Annotated in this window: 13 protein-coding genes; 5 read left to right on the top strand and 8 right to left on the bottom strand. The window is 66.9% G+C overall.

Annotation, left to right across the window (positions count from 1 at the left end; all coding sequences use genetic code 11):
* Positions 1–63: 63 nt before the first annotated feature.
* From CAL12_RS19625 to mfd, 3 genes are all read right to left on the bottom strand, one after another.
* The gene (locus tag CAL12_RS19625) at positions 64–1206 is read right to left on the bottom strand and encodes a hypothetical protein (protein WP_157793036.1); all 1143 of its coding nucleotides are present in this window, start codon (positions 1204–1206) and stop codon (positions 64–66) included.
* A 178-nt stretch (positions 1207–1384) separates the two neighbouring features.
* Positions 1385–2242, bottom strand: coding sequence for a phosphoserine phosphatase SerB (gene serB, locus CAL12_RS19620; RefSeq protein ID WP_086066160.1), 858 nt, complete (start codon positions 2240–2242; stop codon positions 1385–1387).
* A 34-nt stretch (positions 2243–2276) separates the two neighbouring features.
* Positions 2277–5741, bottom strand: coding sequence for a transcription-repair coupling factor (gene mfd, locus CAL12_RS19615; RefSeq protein ID WP_086066159.1), 3465 nt, complete (start codon positions 5739–5741; stop codon positions 2277–2279).
* Between the two features lie 29 nt (positions 5742–5770).
* On the opposite strand from mfd, the gene ispD reads away from it, so the two are divergent.
* Together ispD and ispF are read left to right on the top strand one after the other, a co-directional pair.
* Positions 5771–6454 carry a 2-C-methyl-D-erythritol 4-phosphate cytidylyltransferase gene (ispD, locus tag CAL12_RS19610; protein WP_086066158.1) on the top strand — a complete coding sequence of 228 codons (684 nt, stop codon included), beginning with the start codon at positions 5771–5773 and terminating at the stop codon, positions 6452–6454.
* Positions 6451–6945, top strand: a complete 495-nt coding sequence (ispF, locus tag CAL12_RS19605) for a 2-C-methyl-D-erythritol 2,4-cyclodiphosphate synthase (protein ID WP_086066157.1) — start codon at positions 6451–6453, stop codon at positions 6943–6945. Before ispD ends, ispF begins: the two co-directional genes overlap by 4 nt.
* Before the next feature lie 101 nt (positions 6946–7046).
* On the opposite strand, the gene CAL12_RS19600 is transcribed toward ispF, so the two are convergent.
* Genes CAL12_RS19600 through risA form a run of 4 tightly spaced genes read right to left on the bottom strand, consistent with a single transcriptional unit; the run spans position 7047 to position 10387 of the window.
* On the bottom strand, positions 7047–7565 hold the full coding sequence (locus tag CAL12_RS19600) for a carboxymuconolactone decarboxylase family protein (protein WP_086066156.1): 519 nt from the start codon (positions 7563–7565) through the stop codon (positions 7047–7049).
* Positions 7566–7619: 54 nt separating this feature from the next.
* Positions 7620–8168: a peroxiredoxin gene (locus CAL12_RS19595; protein WP_086066155.1), complete on the bottom strand. Its 549-nt coding sequence runs from the start codon at positions 8166–8168 to the stop codon at positions 7620–7622.
* A gap of 58 nt (positions 8169–8226) precedes the next feature.
* A complete protein-coding gene (gene risS, locus CAL12_RS19590) occupies positions 8227–9618 on the bottom strand; it encodes a sensor histidine kinase RisS (RefSeq protein WP_086066154.1) in 1392 nt (463 codons plus the stop codon).
* Between the two features lie 34 nt (positions 9619–9652).
* Positions 9653–10387, bottom strand: a complete 735-nt coding sequence (risA, locus tag CAL12_RS19585; RefSeq protein WP_057649758.1) for a response regulator transcription factor RisA — start codon at positions 10385–10387, stop codon at positions 9653–9655.
* A 129-nt stretch (positions 10388–10516) separates the two neighbouring features.
* Between risA and tsaB the strand changes: the two genes are divergently transcribed.
* Positions 10517–11857: a tRNA (adenosine(37)-N6)-threonylcarbamoyltransferase complex dimerization subunit type 1 TsaB gene (tsaB, locus tag CAL12_RS19580; protein WP_086066153.1), complete on the top strand. Its 1341-nt coding sequence runs from the start codon at positions 10517–10519 to the stop codon at positions 11855–11857.
* Positions 11850–12962: a uracil-DNA glycosylase gene (locus CAL12_RS19575; protein WP_232464571.1), complete on the top strand. Its 1113-nt coding sequence runs from the start codon at positions 11850–11852 to the stop codon at positions 12960–12962. The genes tsaB and CAL12_RS19575 overlap by 8 nt, the downstream gene beginning before the upstream one ends.
* Before the next feature lie 61 nt (positions 12963–13023).
* Here CAL12_RS19575 and lplT read toward each other — a convergent pair whose 3' ends face one another.
* A complete protein-coding gene (gene lplT, locus CAL12_RS19570) occupies positions 13024–14340 on the bottom strand; it encodes a lysophospholipid transporter LplT (protein ID WP_086066152.1) in 1317 nt (438 codons plus the stop codon).
* Between the two features lie 362 nt (positions 14341–14702).
* Here lplT and smc point away from each other — a divergent pair, with 362 nt between their 5' ends.
* Positions 14703–18233 carry a chromosome segregation protein SMC gene (gene smc / locus CAL12_RS19565; protein WP_198298270.1) on the top strand — a complete coding sequence of 1177 codons (3531 nt, stop codon included), beginning with the start codon at positions 14703–14705 and terminating at the stop codon, positions 18231–18233.
* Positions 18234–18256: the final 23 nt, after the last annotated feature.

Raw genomic sequence — 18256 nt, 5'->3', positions numbered from 1 at the left:
GACGGCTGCCGCGGCAGTCGTCCCGGGGCCGCCTATCCATGGCCGCGCACCGGGCCGCGCGGATCAGGCGATCTTGCCCTTGATCTTCAGCGCCCCCGCTTCACGCTCGGCCTTGATGGCCGCGACGGCGTCCCGCCAACCCTTCAAGGGATCGGCATTGGCGCCCAGCAGGGTGGCGATCGCCAGCATCGCGATGGGGCAGCGCTCCGACGCCACCAGCGGTCGGGTGGTCTTGTAGACCCGGTGCATCGCGGGCGCCTGCGCGCCTTCCCACAGGCCGATGGCAATGTCGTAGCCGCCGCGGTGCGTCCGTCGCTCGGGTCCGCGGAACTTGTTGGCCACCCAGTGCGCCTTGCTGTCCAGCGCCTTGCCCGCCACGCCCACCGCGAGGAATGGATGCAGCGCCATGGCACGGTCCATGTTGGCGTCCATGCTCGCGGACGCGATCGCCTCGACGTGTTGCAGGCAGGTGCACTGGTGGTGCCCGTAGTGCTCGGCGATGGCCAGCACCGCGTCGAACTTGCTGTACGACAGCGCCACATTCATGGCCGCCATCCCGGCGCTCAGCGCCGGACCGACGGCGGCGATGTTCGTGGCCACATGTCCGAATGCCGTCGCGGTGCTGGATGTCCAGTGCGAGATCTGCACCAGCAGATTGCCCAGCGATGGCGCCAGCGCCGTCTTCACGCCCAGGGGCATCGCGATTTTGGCCCCGGCCACGGCGGTGCCGTGCGCCGTGTAGCCCATCACGGATGCGGCGGCGGAAATCTTCTCGGCCCAGCCCTCGGGGGTCAAGACCACGGGCGCCAGCCCGGACAGCGCGACGCCGTTGTTCAGCGCTTTTTCCAGCCTTGGCGCGGTATGGCCCCTGATGGCAAGCTTGTTGTACCCCTTGACCGCCATTTGCACCGGGGCCTTGATAGGTCCGCTGCCGAAAGGCACCTGCGCGATCAGGGGCGCCCATTCGATCAGGGTGTCGATCCAGTCGCGCGCTTCCTGTTGCGGCAGCGGCCTGCCGTCGGCCAGGATGTCGAGCCCGTCCAGCATGGCGTTCATATACGTGAGCACCGTATCGAACATTTCCTGCCGCTTGTGCTCGTGTTGCGCGTGCTGCTTGCGAGGCGACGGCGGCAGATGGCTGCGGGCCTCCATCATCGCCTGCAGCTCGCGCCGCTTGTATTCCATCTGGTGTACGTTGGGTGGCATGGTCATCTCCTGCGGATCAGTGCGGCCGGCCAGGGCCTGGACGGGACGAAAGCCCTTGCATCGTCCCGGCGATCCATTCTGGGCGCGCGCCACCCGCGCGTCGTTCAGAAATCTCTAGGTCCGCGTGTGTATCCTGAAGTGGAGATGATTATTCAACGGCCCGGCGGCCGTGCGGCGCTCAGTGTTCGAACCAGTTGAGCACGCCGTCCAGTCCCGATACGTTCAAGGCGAAGCGCGTATGTTCGCGCACCACCGGCTTGGCATGGTAGGCGACCGAATACCCGGCCAGTCCCAGCATTTTCAGGTCATTGGCGCCATCGCCCATGGCGATGATCTGTTCGGCGGCGGCGCCATGGCGCCGCGCGAAGGCCTGCAGGCGTTGCGCCTTGCCGGCCGCGTCGACGATGTCACCCAGTACCCGCCCCGTGATCTTGCCGTCGACGATCTCCAGGGTGTTGGAATGCGCTTCGTCCAGGCCCAGGCGTTCGCGCAGCCGCTCGGTGAAGAAGGTGAATCCGCCGGATACCAGCAGTATTCTGATGCCGGCGTCGCGCGCGGAGGCGATCAGGCTTTCGGCCCCGGGATTCAGGCGCAGCTTGTCGCGGTACACCTGTTCCAGCGCTTGCGCCGGCTGCCCCGCCAGCAAGGCGACGCGGCGGCGCAGGCTTTCGGAAAAGTCGGTGATCTCGCCGCGCATGGCGGCTTCGGTGATGGCCGCGACCTTGTCCTTGACCCCGGCCACGCCGGCGATTTCATCGATGCATTCGATGTTGATCAGCGTCGAATCCATGTCCATGGCCAGCACCTTGCATTGCGACAGCGCGCTGCCCTTGGGCATGAAGGCGTAGTCCACGCCGGCGTTCTCGCACCAGGCGCGCACTTCCGCGCGGGTGGCGTCGTCGTGCTGGACATCCAGCAGCCGCGCGGCCGTGGCGCTCAGGCGCAGCAGCCCCTGGGCCTGCGACAGCGCGGCCACCTGTTCGCAATGGTCGGACGTCAGGGCAGGAGACTGGATGACGAGGTAGTGGGTGTTCATATGGGATCTGGATGGGATCTGGATGGGTCCTGGGTCATGCCAGTGCGCGCAGCACCGTGCGCACCGCGTCCACGCGCGCGGGAATCTGCTGACCCTTGATGTCGACGCGCAGCTTGTCCTGTCCGGCCAGCTTGATGTGCCGCTGCTTCTGCACCAGTTCGATGATGCGCATGGAATCGATGGGCGGGTTCGGTCCGAACTGTATCAGCGCCTGGGTCTCGCTGGCGTCGATCTTGATGATACCCAGCGCCTGCGCCGCCAGCCGCAGGCGGTGCGAGGCCAGCAGGGTCTGCGCCGACTCCGGCAGCTTGCCGAAGCGGTCGATCAATTCTTCCTGGATGCGGATCAGGTCGTCTTCGTCTTCCGCATGGGACAGGCGCTTGTATACGGCCAGGCGCGCGTGCACGTCGGCGCAGTAGTCCGCCGGCAGCAGGGCCGGCGCGTGGAGGTTGACTTCACAGGACTTGCCGAATGGTGCCTCCAGGTCGGGTTCTTCACCCGCCTTCAGCGCACGCACGGCTTCGTTCAGCATGTCCGTGTACATGGAGAAGCCGACTTCCTGGATGTTGCCCGACTGCGATTCGCCCAGGACTTCGCCGGTACCGCGGATTTCCAGGTCATGCATGGCCAGGTAGAAGCCGGATCCCAGTTCTTCCATGGCCTGGATGGCCTCCAGCCGCTTCTTGGCGTTGGACGTGATCGCGTCTTCGCCCGGCGTCAGCAGGTAGGCATAGGCCTGGTGATGCGAGCGGCCCACGCGTCCGCGCAACTGGTGCAGCTGGGCCAGGCCGAAGCGGTCGGCACGATGGATGACGATGGTGTTGGCCGTCGGCACGTCGATGCCGGTTTCGATGATGGTGGTGCACAGCAGGACATTGAAGCGCTGCTGGTAGAAGCCTTTCATCACCTGTTCCAGCTCGCGTTCGCCCATCTGCCCGTGCGCGACGGCGATGCGCGCTTCGGGCACCAGCTCTTCCAGGCGCGCGCGGCGGTTGTGGATGGTTTCGACCTCGTTGTGCAGGAAGTAGGCCTGCCCGCCGCGCTTCAATTCGCGCAGCAGGGCTTCGCGTATGGTGCTGCCGTCTTCGCGGCGCACGAAGGTTTTTATCGCCAGGCGCTTCTGCGGCGCGGTGGCGATGACGGAGAAGTCGCGTATGCCTTCCAGCGACATCCCCAGGGTGCGCGGGATCGGCGTGGCGGTCAGTGTCAGTACGTCGACTTCGGCCCGCAGCGATTTCAGGGCTTCCTTCTGGCGGACGCCGAAGCGGTGTTCCTCGTCGATGATGACCAGGCCCAGCTGCTTGAAGCGCACGTCCTTCGACAGGATCTTGTGGGTGCCGATGACGATGTCGACGCTGCCGCTGTTGATGCCCTGGATGGCCGCCGCGACTTCCTTGGCGGATCGGAAGCGGGACAGTTCCACCACGCGCACCGGCCAGTCGGCGAAGCGGTCGGCGAAGGTCTGCGCGTGCTGCTCGGCCAGCAGGGTGGTGGGACAGAGCAGGGCGACCTGCTTGCCGTTGGCCACCGCCAGGAAGGCCGCGCGCAGCGCGACCTCGGTCTTGCCGAAACCGACGTCGCCGCAGACCAGGCGATCCATGGGCTTGCCCGAGGTCATGTCCATGATGACGGCCTGGATGGCCGCGGCCTGGTCGGCGGTTTCCTCGAAGCCGAAGCCTTCGGCGAAAGCCTCGTAGTCGTTGAGCTGCAGCTTGAAGGCATAGCCTTCGCGCGCGGCGCGCTTGGCGTACAGGTCCAGCAGTTCGGCGGCGGTGTCGCGCACTTGCTTGGCGGCCTTGCGTCGCGCCTTGTCCCATTGGCCGGAGCCCAGCTGGTGCAGCGGCGCGGCTTCCGGATCGGCGCCGCTGTAGCGCGCGATGACGTGCAACTGCGAGACCGGCACGTACAGCGTGCTGCCGTTGGCGTATTCGAGATGGAGGAACTCCATTTCGCCTTCGCCCATGTCCATGTTGACCAGGCCGTGATAGCGCCCGATGCCGTGCTGCGCATGGACGACCGGATCGCCTTCGCGCAGTTCGGACAGGTCGCGCACCATGGCTTCGACGTTGCTGGCGCGTTCCTGCTCGCGCCGGCCGCGCCGGCTGACCGCCGCCTGGCCGGGGTACAAATCGTTTTCGGTGATGAAGGCGATGCCTTCGCCGGGTAGGCTGAAGCCCGATGTCAGCGGCGCCGCCAGCAGCGCCAGGCGCGCCGCGGAAACGCGGAAGTCTTCGATGGAGGCGGCTTCGAAATCGGGCGCCAGGTCGAATTCGGCCAGCATCTGCGCCAGCGTTTCGCGCCGGCCCGCGGAATCCGCGCACAGCAGCAGGCGCCACTTGCCGCTGTCGACCACCGCGCGCAGGCGGGCCACCGGATCGTCGGAGCGCCGCGTGACGGCTACGTCCGGTGCCGGGCCGATGTCCGGATGGCCGCGTTCGGCGGTCAGCGAAAGACGCTCGAAATCCTTCAACTGGCCGAACAGCGAGTCCGCGTCCAGGAACAGCGCCGATGGCGGCAGCACCGGACGTTCGCGGTCGCTCTTCAGGAAGTCGTAGCGGCTGCCGGTGTCCTGGGCGAAGCGGCGGATGGCGTCGTCGATGTCGCCTATCGTCACCGTGATGGTAGAGGGCGCCAGGTAGTCGAACAGCGTAGCGGTCTGGTCGAAGAACAGCGGCAGGTAGTACTCGATGCCGGCGAAGGCAATGCCATTGCCCATGTCGCGGTACGGCAGGGCACGCGAGGGATCGCCTTCGAAGAGCTCGCGAAAGCGCGCGCGGAAGCGGTTGCGCGCCTCTTCGTCCATCGGGAACTCGCGCCCGGGCAGCAGCTGCACCTGATTGACCGGGTACAGGCTGCGCTGGGTGTCGACGTCGAAGGCACGTATCGATTCGATCTCGTTGTCGAACAGGTCCAGCCGGTAGGGCACGGCCGAACCCATGGGGAACAGGTCGATCAAGCCGCCGCGCAGGCAGAATTCACCGGGCGCCGTGACCTGCGTGACGTGCGTGTAATTGGCCAGCGTCAATTGCGCGCGCAGGGCGGCTTCGTCCAGCTTGTCGCGCTGCTTGAACGAGAACGTATAGGCCGCCATGAAGGCCGGCGGTGCCAGGCGATACAAGGCGGTGGTCACCGGCACCGTCAGCACGTCCACGGACTGCCGCATCAGCGCGTCCAGGGTCTTGAGCCGCTCGGATATCAGGTCGTGGTGCGGCGAGAACGCGTCGTAGGGCAGCGTCTCCCAGTCCGGCAATTGGCGCACGCGCAGCTCAGGTGCGAAAAGCAGGATTTCATCGGTGAGGCGTTGCGCCTCCAGCGGGTCGGCCGTCAGCACGAGCAGCGGCCGGCGCGCCTGGCGCGCCAGGTCGGCCAATAACCACGCATCGCCCGAACCGGGAGGACGGGGCTGCGTATATCGGGTGCCGGGTTTCAGGGCCGCCAGGGTGGAGTCGGTCGACGGGACCAGCGGCGCCGCGGGAGTAGAGGGGAAATCTGCAGGCATGAGAAGGAAGATTATAAAATCTCCGGCCTATGTCTGCTTCCCTAATCGCGCTCGTTCCCGCCGCCGGCGTCGGCGCCCGCGCCCTGACTTCGGATCATGGCGGCGTGCCCAAGCAATACCAGCCGCTGGCCGGACTGCCCATGCTGCGGCATACGGTGCTTGCCCTGCTTGCCGATCCGCGCATACGCGAAGTGCGCGTCGCCGTTTCCGCCGGCGACGCCTGGGTGGAAACGGCCCTGGCAGGCTTGCCGCGCACCGTCTGGCGCCCCTGCGGCGGCCCGACGCGCGCGCGCACCGTGGCGCAGGCGCTGGCCGATAGCGGCGCGGCGGACGACGAGTGGGTGCTGGTGCACGACGCCGCGCGTCCCGGCCTGCCCGCGGACGTGCTGGCGCGCCTGATCGATGCGTGCCTGGACGATCCCGTGGGCGGCCTGCTGGCGCTTCCCGTGCGAGATACCGTCAAGGCGGGCGCGGGGCGCGTGGCGCGCACCGTGGATCGCCAGGAATTGTGGCTGGCGCAGACGCCGCAGATGTTTCCCGCCGGCCTGCTGCGCGGGGCGCTGCGGGATGCCGAAGATCGCGGCATCGACGTCACCGACGAAGCATCCGCCGTCGAAGCCGCCGGCCACGCGCCCTTGCTGGTGCCCGGCGTCATGCGCAATTTCAAGGTCACCTGGCCGGAAGACTTTGCATTGATGGAGAAATGGCTGTGAATGTACCCTTCCGTGTCGGTCAGGGCTTCGATGTGCATGCGCTGGTGACCGGCCGGCCGCTGATCATCGGCGGCGTCACCATCCCGCATACGCATGGCCTGCAGGGCCATTCCGACGCGGACGTCCTGCTGCACGCCGTCACCGACGCGGTGCTGGGCGGCGCGGCGCTGGGCGATATCGGTCGGCACTTTCCCGACACCGATCCGGCCTATCGCGGCGCCGACAGCCGCGTGCTGCTGCGCGCGGCCATGGCCAAGGTGCGGGCCGCCGGCTGGGTGGTGGTCAATATCGATGCCACGGTCCATGCCCAGGCGCCCAAGATCGGGCCGCATGCCGCCGCCATGGTCAGCAACGTCGCCGCCGATCTGGGCGTGGACGCGAGCGTGGTCAACATCAAGGCCAAGACCAATGAAGGCCTGGGCTACCTGGGCCGCAAGGAAGGAATCGCGGCCACTGTAGTGGCCTTGCTGGCGCGCGCGGACAGCGCGTAGGCGTCGGACTCGGCGGCGGGGGAACCAGGCGCAAAAAAACCGGGCTGGCGCCGTCGATCGCGGCACGCCGGCCCGGCCCGGGGTGTCGGCCAGTGCGGTGCTTACTTGCCCTGTGCCGTCAGCACCAGCGCGGCGGCATTGACCACCGACGCGATGCGCCCGACGTCACGCAGCTGTTCCACCGAATAGCCTTCCTTCTTCAGCAGCGCGTAGTGCGACTGCACGCAGAAATGGCATTTGCCCACGATGGAAGCCGACAGGGCGAACAGCTCGAAGCGCTTCTTGTCCACGCCGCCGCTGGTGGAGTAGGCGTTCATGCGCAGCTGGGCCGGCAGGCTCTTCAACTGGGCATCGTCCGCCATCTCTACGTAGGGATACCATACATTGTTCATGCCCATCAGCGCCGCGGCGGTCAAGGCGGCGTTGGCATCGGTTTCCGACAGGCCTTGCTTGAACGCTTCGATCAGGAAGGGACTGCGCGACGCGAATGCCGCCGCCAGGGCCGCGCCGACGGCGTCCGCCGCCGGCAGGGTGGACCGGGCAATCACGCCGTCCAGGTTCAGCCGGATATCCTTGGCCCAATCCGGCACTGCGTCCTTAATGGTTTGGATAAATTCCATAGTTTTTACCTATAGCGTGAAGCAGCAAAAGCCCGGCGAACCGGGCGATGGATATTACAGCGTGTCGCCGCCAACCTTACGGTTGCAGGGGCACAGCTCATCCGTTTGCAGGCCGTCCAGCAGACGCAGGACTTCTTCCGGGTTGCGGCCGACGTTCAGGTTGTTCACCGAAACGTGCTGGATGACGTTGTCCGGATCGACGATGAAGGTCGCGCGCAGCGCAACGCCAGCGCCCTTTTCGCGGACGCCCAGCTGGTCGATCAGGGCGCCGGTGGTGTCGCCGAACTGATAGTGACCCAGTTTGTTCAGGTCCGGGTGCTCACGGCGCCAGGCCAGCTTGACGAATTCGTTGTCGCTGGAACCGCCCAGGAGGACGGCGTCGCGGTCTTCGAATTCCTTGGCCAGCGAGTTGAAGCCGACGATCTCGGTCGGGCACACGAACGTGAAGTCCTTCGGGTAGAAATAGATCACCTTCCACTTGCCGGGGAAGGAGCTCTCGGTGATGTCCTCGAAGGCGGACACGCCGTTTTCTTCATGCTGGTTGAAGCCGGGCTTGACGCCTGTAACCTTGAAAGGCTCGAGTTTGTCGCCAACAGTTTTCATGTGGACTCCTTGCGTTTGCGTTTTGGGTGACTGAATACAGACAGGTAATTCTACGCTATTAGGTTTCACTGTCTAATTGAAAATTCCTAATGCGCGCTTTGGGCAATTCTATCCTCGCCGTCAGCCCACCCCCTGCGCGAGGCAGCATTTTCAGCGTACCTCCCACATGTTTCAGCAGGCGCTCGACGATGGCCAGCCCCAATCCCGCCCCGCTCACGCCGGTTCGGGCCGCCTCGCCCCGAGAGAACGGCCGCAGCAAGCGATCCACGTCGTCGGCGGCGATGCCGGGCCCGCGGTCGGACACTTCGATGGCGATGATATTGCCCTCCGATTGCACGCCCATGTACAGGTGAGCCTGGCCGTCGCCCGAACGGCCATAGCGACGGGCGTTTTCCAGCAGATTGCTGACGATGCGCTTGAGATCCAGCGCCGTGATCCGGGCCCGCAGGCCTGGCGTGATGAAGGCCTCGATTTCGCCGCCGGTGGACGCGGTGTGGCTGCGCTCCCGGTCCAGCAGCTCGCCCAGCACGCTGGAGACGTCGGTGGCCATCTGTGGCAGGGTGCCTGCGGGTCGCGCATATTCCATCAACTGCCCGATACTATGATCTATCTGGGCGAGATCGTCGTCGATCGCCTGCCGCGCGTCTTCCGACACGCCGCTCATTTCGATCTCCAGGCGCATGCGCGCCAGCGGTGTTCGCAGGTCGTGCGAGATGCCCGCAAGCATCAGCTCCCGGTCGGCCTCCGTCTGCCGGATGTCCTTGGCCATCCTGTTGAATGACGCGTTCAGGTCGCGGATTTCCAGCGGGCCGTTTTCGGGCAGGGGGGCCGGCGTTTCGCCGCGCGACAGCACCTGCGCGGCGCGGGCCAGCCTGGACAGCGGCCTGTTGACGAAGCCGACGCTGACGGCCGCGCCCACCAGCGAGAGCAGCAGGGCGGTCGCGCCCCAACCCAGCCATTCGATACCGCCCGTGAGGCCTATTTGTTCGCGCTCGAAGACCAGCCAGTACAGATCGCGGTCGATCTGGAAGCTGACCCAGAACCCCGGCACCTGGTTCACGCCCCAGGCGATCTGCGTTTCCGGTCCGAAGCGGCTGCGTATGTGGTCGGCAACCCGCTGCCAGTAGTCATCGTTGGGCAGGGGTTCGGCAAAGTCGGTGAGTTCGCGCGGGTAGACCTGAATACCTTCGTTGGTGGCCAGGTCCAGCAGCAGCTTGCTGCGTTCGTCCGCCTGCGAATAGACGAGCGCGGTGCGCGTGATATTGACGGCAGTGATCACCCGCTGCGCCATTTGATTGGCGCGCGGGCCCAGTTCCATGCTGAAGAAGACCTGCAGCCAGGCGCCGAGGCTGACCAGCATGAGCGTGGCCAACAGCAGAAACGTACGGCCGAACAGGCCCAGACGTATTCGCGACGTCATGGCTTTCAGGGCGCTGCGAAAGCGGAGCATGTTACGGCGTTCCTGCCCCGGGAACGATCAGGTTTCAGCTGCCACCGTCCGGCACGAAAACGTAACCCAGTCCCCAGACTGTCTGGATGAATACCGGTTTGGAGGGATTCGGTTCGATCAGTTTGCGCAGGCGGGAAATCTGTACGTCCAGGCTGCGATCGAACGCTTCATATTCGCGGCCGCGCGCCAGTTCCATCAGCTTGTCGCGCGACAGGGGAATCTTGGGATGGCGGGCGAACACCTTGAGTACCGAGAACTCGCCCGTCGTGATCGGCACCTGTTCGTTGTTGCGCGTCAGCGTGCGCGTGGACAGGTTCAGGATATAAGGCCCGAAGGCGATCGATTCGTTTTCCTGGCTGGGCGCGCCGGGGTGCTCTTCGGTGCCGCGGCGGCGCAGGATGGCGTTGATGCGCGCCAGGAGTTCGCGAGGGTTGAACGGCTTGGACAGGTAGTCGTCCGCGCCCATTTCCAGGCCGACGATACGGTCGATTTCCTCGGCCTTGGCGGTCAGCATGATAATAGGCGTGTTGTCATGCCCACCCCGCAGGCGACGGCAGATGGACAGGCCGTCTTCGCCGGGCAGCATCAGGTCCAGCACCAGGAGATCGAAATGCTCCCGTTGCCAGAGCTTGCCCATTTCCTTGGCGTCTTCGGCAACGAAGACATTGAAGCCCTGTTCCGAGAGATAACGCCGCAGCAGGTCGCGCAGGCGGGGATCGTCGTCGACAACCAGGACTTTGCGCGTCGGAGTGGTGTTTTGCGTATTCATGGCGGGAAATGTAACAGTGCCCGGAATGACCGGCTAGTGGGCGTTCACAAGATATTACACATTGGACAGGATGGTTGAAATCCCCCTTACAAACGAGGGCAAGTCTTTGGTATTACGTACAATTCCGCTATGAATCCCACCCTTTTGGCGCTTGAAACTTCTTCGTCCCGATGCAGCGTCGCGCTGCTGCGGGACCTCCCGGGCGGCCCGGCCATCGCCACCCTGGAGCACGAAGGCGCGCAGGAACATGCCGAGCGCCTGCTGCCCATGGCGCGCGACCTGTTGCGGGATGCTGGCCTGGAAGCGGGCGATATCCAGGCGGTCGCGTTCGGCCAGGGACCCGGCGGCTTCACCGGCCTGCGCGTGGCGTGCGGGGTCGCGCAGGGCATCGCCATGGCCCACGAACTGCCGGTGGTGCCCATCGTGTCGCATCTGGCCGTGGCCGCGCAGGTGCCCGCCAGGCCCGACCAGGCGATCGTGGTGGCCCTCGATGCCCGCATGGAAGAGGTCTATCTGGCCGTGTACCGGCGTGCGCAGGGCGCCGCCGACGACACGGCCTGGGAGGTGCTGGCGGCGCCGCTGCTGATCGCCGCGGCGGAAGTCGTGCCCTGGGTGGAAGCCCGGTTGCTCGATTGGCGGGCCCGTACCGGGTTGGCGCTGTCTCCCGTGCTGGCCGGCGACGCCTGGGACGCCTATGCGCGACTGATGGCGCCACATGCCGACTGGGCGCGCTACGACGCCATGCGGCCGCATGCCCGCGACGTTGCGCGGCTGGCGCTGATGGCCTGGCGCAAGGGCGACACGGTTCCGCCCGAGCAGGCCATGCCGCTCTACGTGCGCGACCGCGTGGCCTTCACCACCGCCGAGCGGTTGGCGGGCCAGGGCGGCAATCCCAAGGCGGCGCAGGCGCTGGTGCCTGACCAGGCGGCGCGGACGCTCGCGCCCGACCACGCCGCGCAGGCGGCGGCGTCGCACCCGGCGCCACCGCCGGCCGACGCCTTGCCGATCGAAATGTCGCCCATGACGGAACAGGACCTGGACGATATGGATCGCATCGAGGCTTCCGTGCAGGCCTTTCCGTGGACGCGCCGCAATTTCGCCGATGCGCTGGCGGCCGGCTACGATTCCTGCGTGCTGCGCCGGGCCGGCAGGATGCTGGGCTTCTGCATCCTGATGCATGCCCCGGACGTTTCGCATCTGCTGGTGGTCGCCATCGACAAGACCATGCATCGGCAGGGGCTGGGTTCCCGGCTCATCAAGTGGTGCGTGGAGCGCGCGCGTCAACGCGGCATAGGGGGTGTGTTGCTGGAAGTCCGGCCGTCCAATACAGGGGCGGTGGCGTTCTACGGACACCACGGTTTCCTGCGCGTAGGCTTGCGGCGCGGCTATTACCCGGCTGGCCGTGGCCGGCGCGAGGACGCGCTGGTGATGCAGAAGCCCGTTACCCTGGACGAGGTCGGCCATGGTTGATCCGACGGCTACGCCGGTCAAGCCGCTGGCGCTGAATCCGCTGCAGCGGGCCTGGCTGCGCGAGATCGGCATGGAAAAGGTGTGGCTGCGACAGGAATCGCCGCAGGCGGCCGGCGCCGATCCGGCGGTCGCCTCCGGCGCGCCGGGTGCTGCCGTGGCCGCTACCCGCGCCGAGGCCGCGTCGGCGCCCGCCGCCGGTTCCCGGCCCGGTACCGGTGCATCCGCCACCGCGGGCGCCGAGGCCGGCACCTTTGGGTCGGCGGCCGCCGGTCCACAGGCCGGTGCCGGTGCCGATGCCGTGGCAGCCGGCCCCGCCAGCCTCGCCGGCGCCGGCACGACCGGCTACCCCGGCTCCGGCGCGGTGGCCGCTGGACTCCCCGAGGCCGGCGCCCCGGCCACGGCTGGAGCCGGCACCGCATCCACGCCAGGGCGTCCGCCCGCGGCGGGGCCACAGGGCAGACCCCCCATGCGGCCCGGCAAGCCGTCGGCGGCTGCCGCCGCCAGCGAGCCCGCTCCGCTGCAACCACCGCCCACCGCCGAATCGCTGGCCGTGCTGGACATGTCGACCCTGCGTGAGCGGGTGCTCGAATGCAGGTCCTGCGGCCTATGCCAGGGACGCCGGCAGGCCGTGTTCGGCATGGGCGCCGAAAACGCGCGCTGGCTGGTGGTGGGCGAAGCGCCCGGCGAGCAGGAGGACAGGCAGGGATTGCCTTTCGTCGGCCGCTCGGGGCAATTGCTGGACGCCATGCTGGCGGCCGTGGGCATGAGCCGCGAGCGCGATGTCTACATCGCCAACGTGATCAAGTGCCGGCCGCCGGGCAATCGCAACCCCAAGCCTGAAGAAATCGCCGCCTGCCGGCCGTACCTGATGCGCCAGATCGCGCTGCTGAAGCCGCAGCGCATATTGGTGATGGGCCGATTCGCCGCGCAGACCCTGCTGGAAACGGATGCCGCCATCGGCAGCCTGCGCGGCCGCGTCCACACGCTGAAGACCGATGCCGGCGATATCCCCATGGTGGTGAGCTACCACCCGGCGTACCTGTTGCGCAGCCCCGTGGAAAAGGCCCGCGCCTGGCAGGACCTGCGGCTGGCGGCCGGCCTCTGAGCCCGGGGAGGGCCCACGCGGGCGCGCTCGGCGCGCCTCGCCGCCAGGGCGACCCGGCCGCTCAGTGGGCCTCGCCGCTCAGCGCCTTGCCGTGCCCTTCCTGGCCGATCTGGCCGATCAGCTCGGGACGTTCCTGCATGTTGCGGCGGCTCCAGCGCATGAATATGAGCATCAGGATCGCGACGATGGAACCGAAGATCACGATGATGATGCCGATGGGCAGGTTCAGCCACAGCAGCACCGTGTAGATCGCCACCATCAGCAGGATATTGAGCTGCTCGTTGAAGTTCTGCACGGCGATCGAATGGCCGGCGGACAGCAGGACGTGGCCGCGGTGCTGCAGCAGGGCGTTCATGGGCACCACGAAGAAGCCCGCCAGCCCGCCGACGACCAGCAGCAGTATGTAGACGCTCCAGGTGGACTGCACGAGCGGCATCAGCAGCACCACCAGCCCCATGCCGGCACCTACCGGCAACACGCTGAGTGCCTTGCGCAGCGGAATGCGGCCAGCCAGGATGGAGCCGATGACCGTGCCGACCGCGGCGACGCCCATCAGGATGGAGGCCTGGTCGAGCCGGTAGCCCAACTGGCTGCGCCCCCATTCGATGACGATCAGCTGCAGCGTCGCGCCGGCGCCCCAGAACAGGGTGGTGACGGCCAGCGAAATCTGCCCCAGCTTGTCGCGCCAGAGCACGCGTACATAGCCGCCGAAGGTGGAAATCAGGCGGACGGGATTCTTCTGTTGCGGCGGATACCGCACGTGGGTGTTCGGGATCACCAGGTTGCAGGCCGCGGCCAGCAGGTAGACGCCGGCGATCACCAGGATGGCGGCTTCGGCCGGGGTATGCACCAGCCTGCGGCTCAGGGGGTGGTGCAGGATGGCCTGCGAGATCTCCGGCGAAATCAGCGCGCCGCCCAATACGGTGCCCAGGATGATGGAGATCACCGTCAGCCCTTCGATCCAGCTGTTGCCCTTGACCAGCAGGTGGGGCGGCAGCATTTCGGTCACGATGCCGTACTTGGCCGGCGAATACGCGGCCGCGCCGACACCCACCATCGCGTAGGCCAGGCAGACCAGGTAGGTCTGGTGGACCGGGGCGAAGCCCAGGCTGGCATAGGAAAACATCAGCAGGCAGCCACCGACCTTCAAGGCATTGGTGGCGAACATGACGCGGCCCTTGGGATAGGAATCGGCGATGGCGCCGACGAAGGCGGCCAGCAGCACGTAGGCCAGCGCGAACGACCATTTCATGATCGGCGCCATCCAGTCCGGACCATGCAGTTCCTGGATGAGGGCAATCGCCGCGATGAAGAGCGCATTGTCCGCGAGCGAGGATAGCGCCTGCGCCGCCATGACCAGAAAGAAACCGCGTTTCAAAGAATAGTCCCCATTCACGTTGCCGGTCAGTATCCGGCAGTGGCCGCGCGATGAACAGGCCTGCGCCAAATAAAAGTGTCAGCGAGTATAGCGTCCGCCCCACGCGCGGGCGTTGAGAGCGGCGCCGGCGCCGTGCCATGCGGCGATGCGGCATGCGCCGCTCCGGCGGAACGCCGCGTCGCATGAGGACGCGCCGGGGAGCGCCGGCATGCGGGAGAGGCGGGCGGTGGGGTATCATAAGCCCCGAAAAAGCCGGTCCATCGAGCCGGCTCGTCCGCATCGGCCCCTCGGGGCCGCTTTGCAATGCGCGGCAGGTCCGTTTCAGCGCGTCCTTCAACCCTCCGGTCAGTCCATCAGATACTGTGCGTCTTACCCAGCTAAAACTCGCCGGCTTCAAATCGTTCGTCGACCCCACCGTTATTCCGGTCCCCAGCCAGTTGGTTGGCGTGGTCGGCCCCAACGGCTGCGGCAAGTCGAACATCATCGATGCCGTGCGCTGGGTATTGGGCGAGGCCAAGGCGTCGGAACTGCGCGGCGAGTCCATGCAGGACGTGATCTTCAACGGATCGGGGAATCGCAAGCCGGCGGCGCGCGCGTCGGTGGAAATGGTCTTCGACAATAGCGAAGGCCGTGCCGCCGGGCAGTGGAGCACCTATTCCGAAATCGCCGTGCGGCGGGTCCTGACGCGGGACGGCACCAGCAGCTACTTCGTCAACAACCAGCAGGTGCGCCGGCGCGACATCCACGACATCTTCCTGGGCACCGGGCTGGGCGCGCGCGGTTACGCCATCATCGGCCAGGGCATGATCAACCGCCTGATCGAGGCGCGCCCCGAAGAGCTGCGGGTCTTCCTTGAAGAAGCGGCCGGCGTGTCGCGGTATAAGGAACGGCGGCGCGAGACCGAAAACCGCCTGTCCGACACGCGCGAAAACCTGACCCGCGTCGAAGACATCCTGCGCGAACTGAACAGCCAGCTCGAAAAACTGGAAGCCCAGGCCGAAGTGGCGCGCGAATACCGCGAACTGCAGGCCGACGGTGAGCGCAAGCAGTACGCCCTGTGGTTCCTGAAGGAAACGGGCGCGCGCCAGGAACGCCAGAAGAAAACCCAGGAAATCGAACGCGCGCAGACCGAACTGGAAGCCGCGATCGCCGAATTGCGGGCTGGCGAAGCCGCGCTGGAATCGCGCCGCCAGGCCCACTACGCCGCCAGCGACCTGGTCCACACGGCGCAGGGTCAGCTTTACGAGGCCAACGCGCAGGTCAGCCGGCTGGAGGCGGAAATCCGCCACGTGGTGGAATCGCGCAACCGCGTCCAGGCGCGGCGCGAGCAACTGACCCGCCAGATCGAGGAATGGGACAGCCAGCAGACCCACTGCACCGAACAGATCGCCCAAGCCGAGGAAGACCTGGCCGCCGGCGCCGAGCGGGCGCAGGAAGCGCGCGCCATGGCGGAGGACGCCCAGGCCGCGCTGCCGGGGGTCGAGTCGCGGGTGCGCGATGCGGCCCAGGGCCGCGACGCCATGCGCAGCGCGCTGGCGCGCGTCGAGCAGGACCTGGCCCTGGTCGCGCAAAGCCAGCGCGACGCCGATCGCCAGTTGCAGGCGCTGGAGCAGCGGCGCGAACGCGTGCAGCAGGAAATGCGCGAGCTGCAGACGCCCGACCCGGCACGCATGGAAGAGCTGGCGGGGGCACTGGCCGCGGGCCAGGAACAGCTGGACGCCGCCCAGGAAGAACTCGCGACGCTGGAAGCGCGCCTGCCCGAAGCCGATGCCGAGCGTGGCCGCGCGCAGGCCACCGCCCAGCAGGAGGCGCAGGCGCTCGCGCGGCTGGAAGCCCGCCTGTCGGCGCTTGCCAAGCTGCAGGAAGACGTACAGAAGCAGGGCACGCTGGAACCCTGGCTGGCCAAGCATGAGCTGGCGGGGCTGGGCCGGCTGTGGCAGAAGCTGCATGTCGAACCCGGCTGGGAAACGGCGCTGGAAGCCGCCCTGCGCGAACGCATGGCAGCGCTGGAAGTGCGCAACCTGGACTGGGCCAAGGCCTTCGCCGACGACGCGCCGCCTGCCCGGCTGGCTTTCTACCAGTTGCCGGTGGCGGCGCCGGCCCCCGCGGCGCCGGCGGGGCAGCAGCCCCTGACGGCGCTGCTGCGCATCACCGATGGCGATCTGCGCACCCTGATGAACGAATGGCTGCGCGACGTCTACGTCAGCGACAGCCTGGGCCAGGCGCTGGCCGGCCGCTCGGCCCTGCCTCCGGGCGGCGCCTATGTGGTCAAGGACGGCCACCTGGTGGATGCGCACAGCGTGCGTTTCTACGCGGCGGATTCCGAGCAATCCGGCATGCTGGCGCGGCAGCAGGAAATCGAAAACCTGCAGCGCGAACTGAAGGCACAGCAGTTGATCGCCGACCAGGGCCGCGCCGCCGTCGCGCGCAGCGAGACCGCCTGGCAGCAGGTGTCGCAGGCCTTGGTGCCGGCGCGACAGCGCGTGGCCGAGGTCACGCGTCGCGTGCACGATATCCAGTTGGAGTATTCCCGACTGCAGCAGCAGGCGGAACAATCGGGTGAACGTGGCGCCCGCCTGCGCGAGGACCTGGCGGAAATCGGCGCCCACGAAGAAGAACTGCGCGCCGCGCGCGAAGACGCGGAAGTCCGCTTCGAAACGCTGGACCAGGAGCTGGCGGAGCACCAGACGCGCTTTGCCGACGCCGAGATCGAAGGCGAGACCCTGGCCGAACAGGCGGAAGCCGCGCGTGCCCGCCTGCGCGAACTGGAACGCGCGGTGCATGAATCGGAATTCGCCCAGCGCGGTATCGAGGCGCGCATCCAGGATCTGCGCCGGAACCAGCAACTGGCCGCCGACCAGAGCGCGCGCGCCCGGGCCGAGCTGGAACAGCTGCAGGGCGAACTGTTCGAACTGGACGCCTCGGCGTCGCAGGCCGGCCTGCAGGATGCACTGGAATTGCGCGCGGAACGGGAAGAAGCGCTGGCCCGCGCGCGTATCGAAATGGACAACCTGGCCGCGCAATTGCGCGGCGCCGACGAAGACCGCGTGCGGCAGGAGCAGTCGCTGGAACCGCGCCGTGCGCGCATCATGGAATTGCAGTTGCAGGAACAGGCGGCCCGCCTGGCCGAAGAACAGTTCAGCGAACAATTGAACGCGCGCGAAGTCGATCGCGAAGCGCTGGCGCAGTCGCTGGAATCCATGTCGGACGAATGGCGCCGCGCCAGCTGGCTGCAGTCGGAAGTGACGCGGATTTCGCGGATGATAGACAGCCTGGGTTCGGTGAACCTGGCGGCGCTGGACGAACTGACCACTTCCCGCGAACGCAAGGAATTCCTCGACGCGCAGCAGCAGGACCTGATGACCGCCATCGAGACGCTGGAGGACGCCATCCGCAAGATCGACCGCGAAACGCGCGAGCTGCTGCAGGAGACCTTCAACACCGTCAACGGCCACTTCGGCGAACTGTTCCCCCGGCTGTTCGGCGGCGGCGAGGCCAAGCTGATGATGACGGGCGATGAAATCCTGGACGCCGGCGTGCAGGTGATGGCCCAGCCTCCCGGCAAACGCAATAGCACCATCCACCTGCTGTCGGGCGGCGAAAAGGCGTTGACGGCGACGGCCCTGGTATTCGCGCTGTTCAAGCTGAACCCGGCGCCGTTCTGCCTGCTGGACGAAGTCGATGCGCCGCTGGATGATGCGAATACCGAACGCTATGCCAACCTCGTCAGCGCGATGAGCGAACAGACCCAGTTTCTTTTCATTTCGCACAACAAGATCGCCATGCAGATGGCGAAGCAGTTGGTCGGCGTTACGATGCAGGAGCAAGGCGTCTCGCGCATCGTGGCGGTGGATATCGATTCGGCGGTGCAGCTCGCGGCGGAAGCCGCATAACATGGTTAGAAGAGGCGTGGCCC

Origin of the sequence: Bordetella genomosp. 8, assembly GCF_002119685.1 — a bacterium.
Lineage (GTDB): Bacteria > Pseudomonadota > Gammaproteobacteria > Burkholderiales > Burkholderiaceae_B > Bordetella_C.
Note: the sequence above shows the minus strand (reverse complement) of the source record. Positions and strands in the feature narration are given on the sequence as shown.

What these genes read in the sequence shown, in the direction of transcription:
- mfd (WP_086066159.1), bottom strand. Translation starts at nt 5,741, where the DNA reads ATGCCTGCAGATTTCCCCTCTACTCCCGCGGCGCCGCTGGTCCCGTCG.
- CAL12_RS19600 (WP_086066156.1), bottom strand. Translation starts at nt 7,565, where the DNA reads ATGGAATTTATCCAAACCATTAAGGACGCAGTGCCGGATTGGGCCAAG.
- risS (WP_086066154.1), bottom strand. Translation starts at nt 9,618, where the DNA reads ATGCTCCGCTTTCGCAGCGCCCTGAAAGCCATGACGTCGCGAATACGT.
- ispD (WP_086066158.1), top strand. Translation starts at nt 5,771, where the DNA reads ATGTCTGCTTCCCTAATCGCGCTCGTTCCCGCCGCCGGCGTCGGCGCC.
- risA (WP_057649758.1), bottom strand. Translation starts at nt 10,387, where the DNA reads ATGAATACGCAAAACACCACTCCGACGCGCAAAGTCCTGGTTGTCGAC.
- tsaB (WP_086066153.1), top strand. Translation starts at nt 10,517, where the DNA reads ATGAATCCCACCCTTTTGGCGCTTGAAACTTCTTCGTCCCGATGCAGC.
- CAL12_RS19625 (WP_157793036.1), bottom strand. Translation starts at nt 1,206, where the DNA reads ATGCCACCCAACGTACACCAGATGGAATACAAGCGGCGCGAGCTGCAG.
- CAL12_RS19575 (WP_232464571.1), top strand. Translation starts at nt 11,850, where the DNA reads ATGGTTGATCCGACGGCTACGCCGGTCAAGCCGCTGGCGCTGAATCCG.
- serB (WP_086066160.1), bottom strand. Translation starts at nt 2,242, where the DNA reads ATGAACACCCACTACCTCGTCATCCAGTCTCCTGCCCTGACGTCCGAC.
- CAL12_RS19595 (WP_086066155.1), bottom strand. Translation starts at nt 8,168, where the DNA reads ATGAAAACTGTTGGCGACAAACTCGAGCCTTTCAAGGTTACAGGCGTC.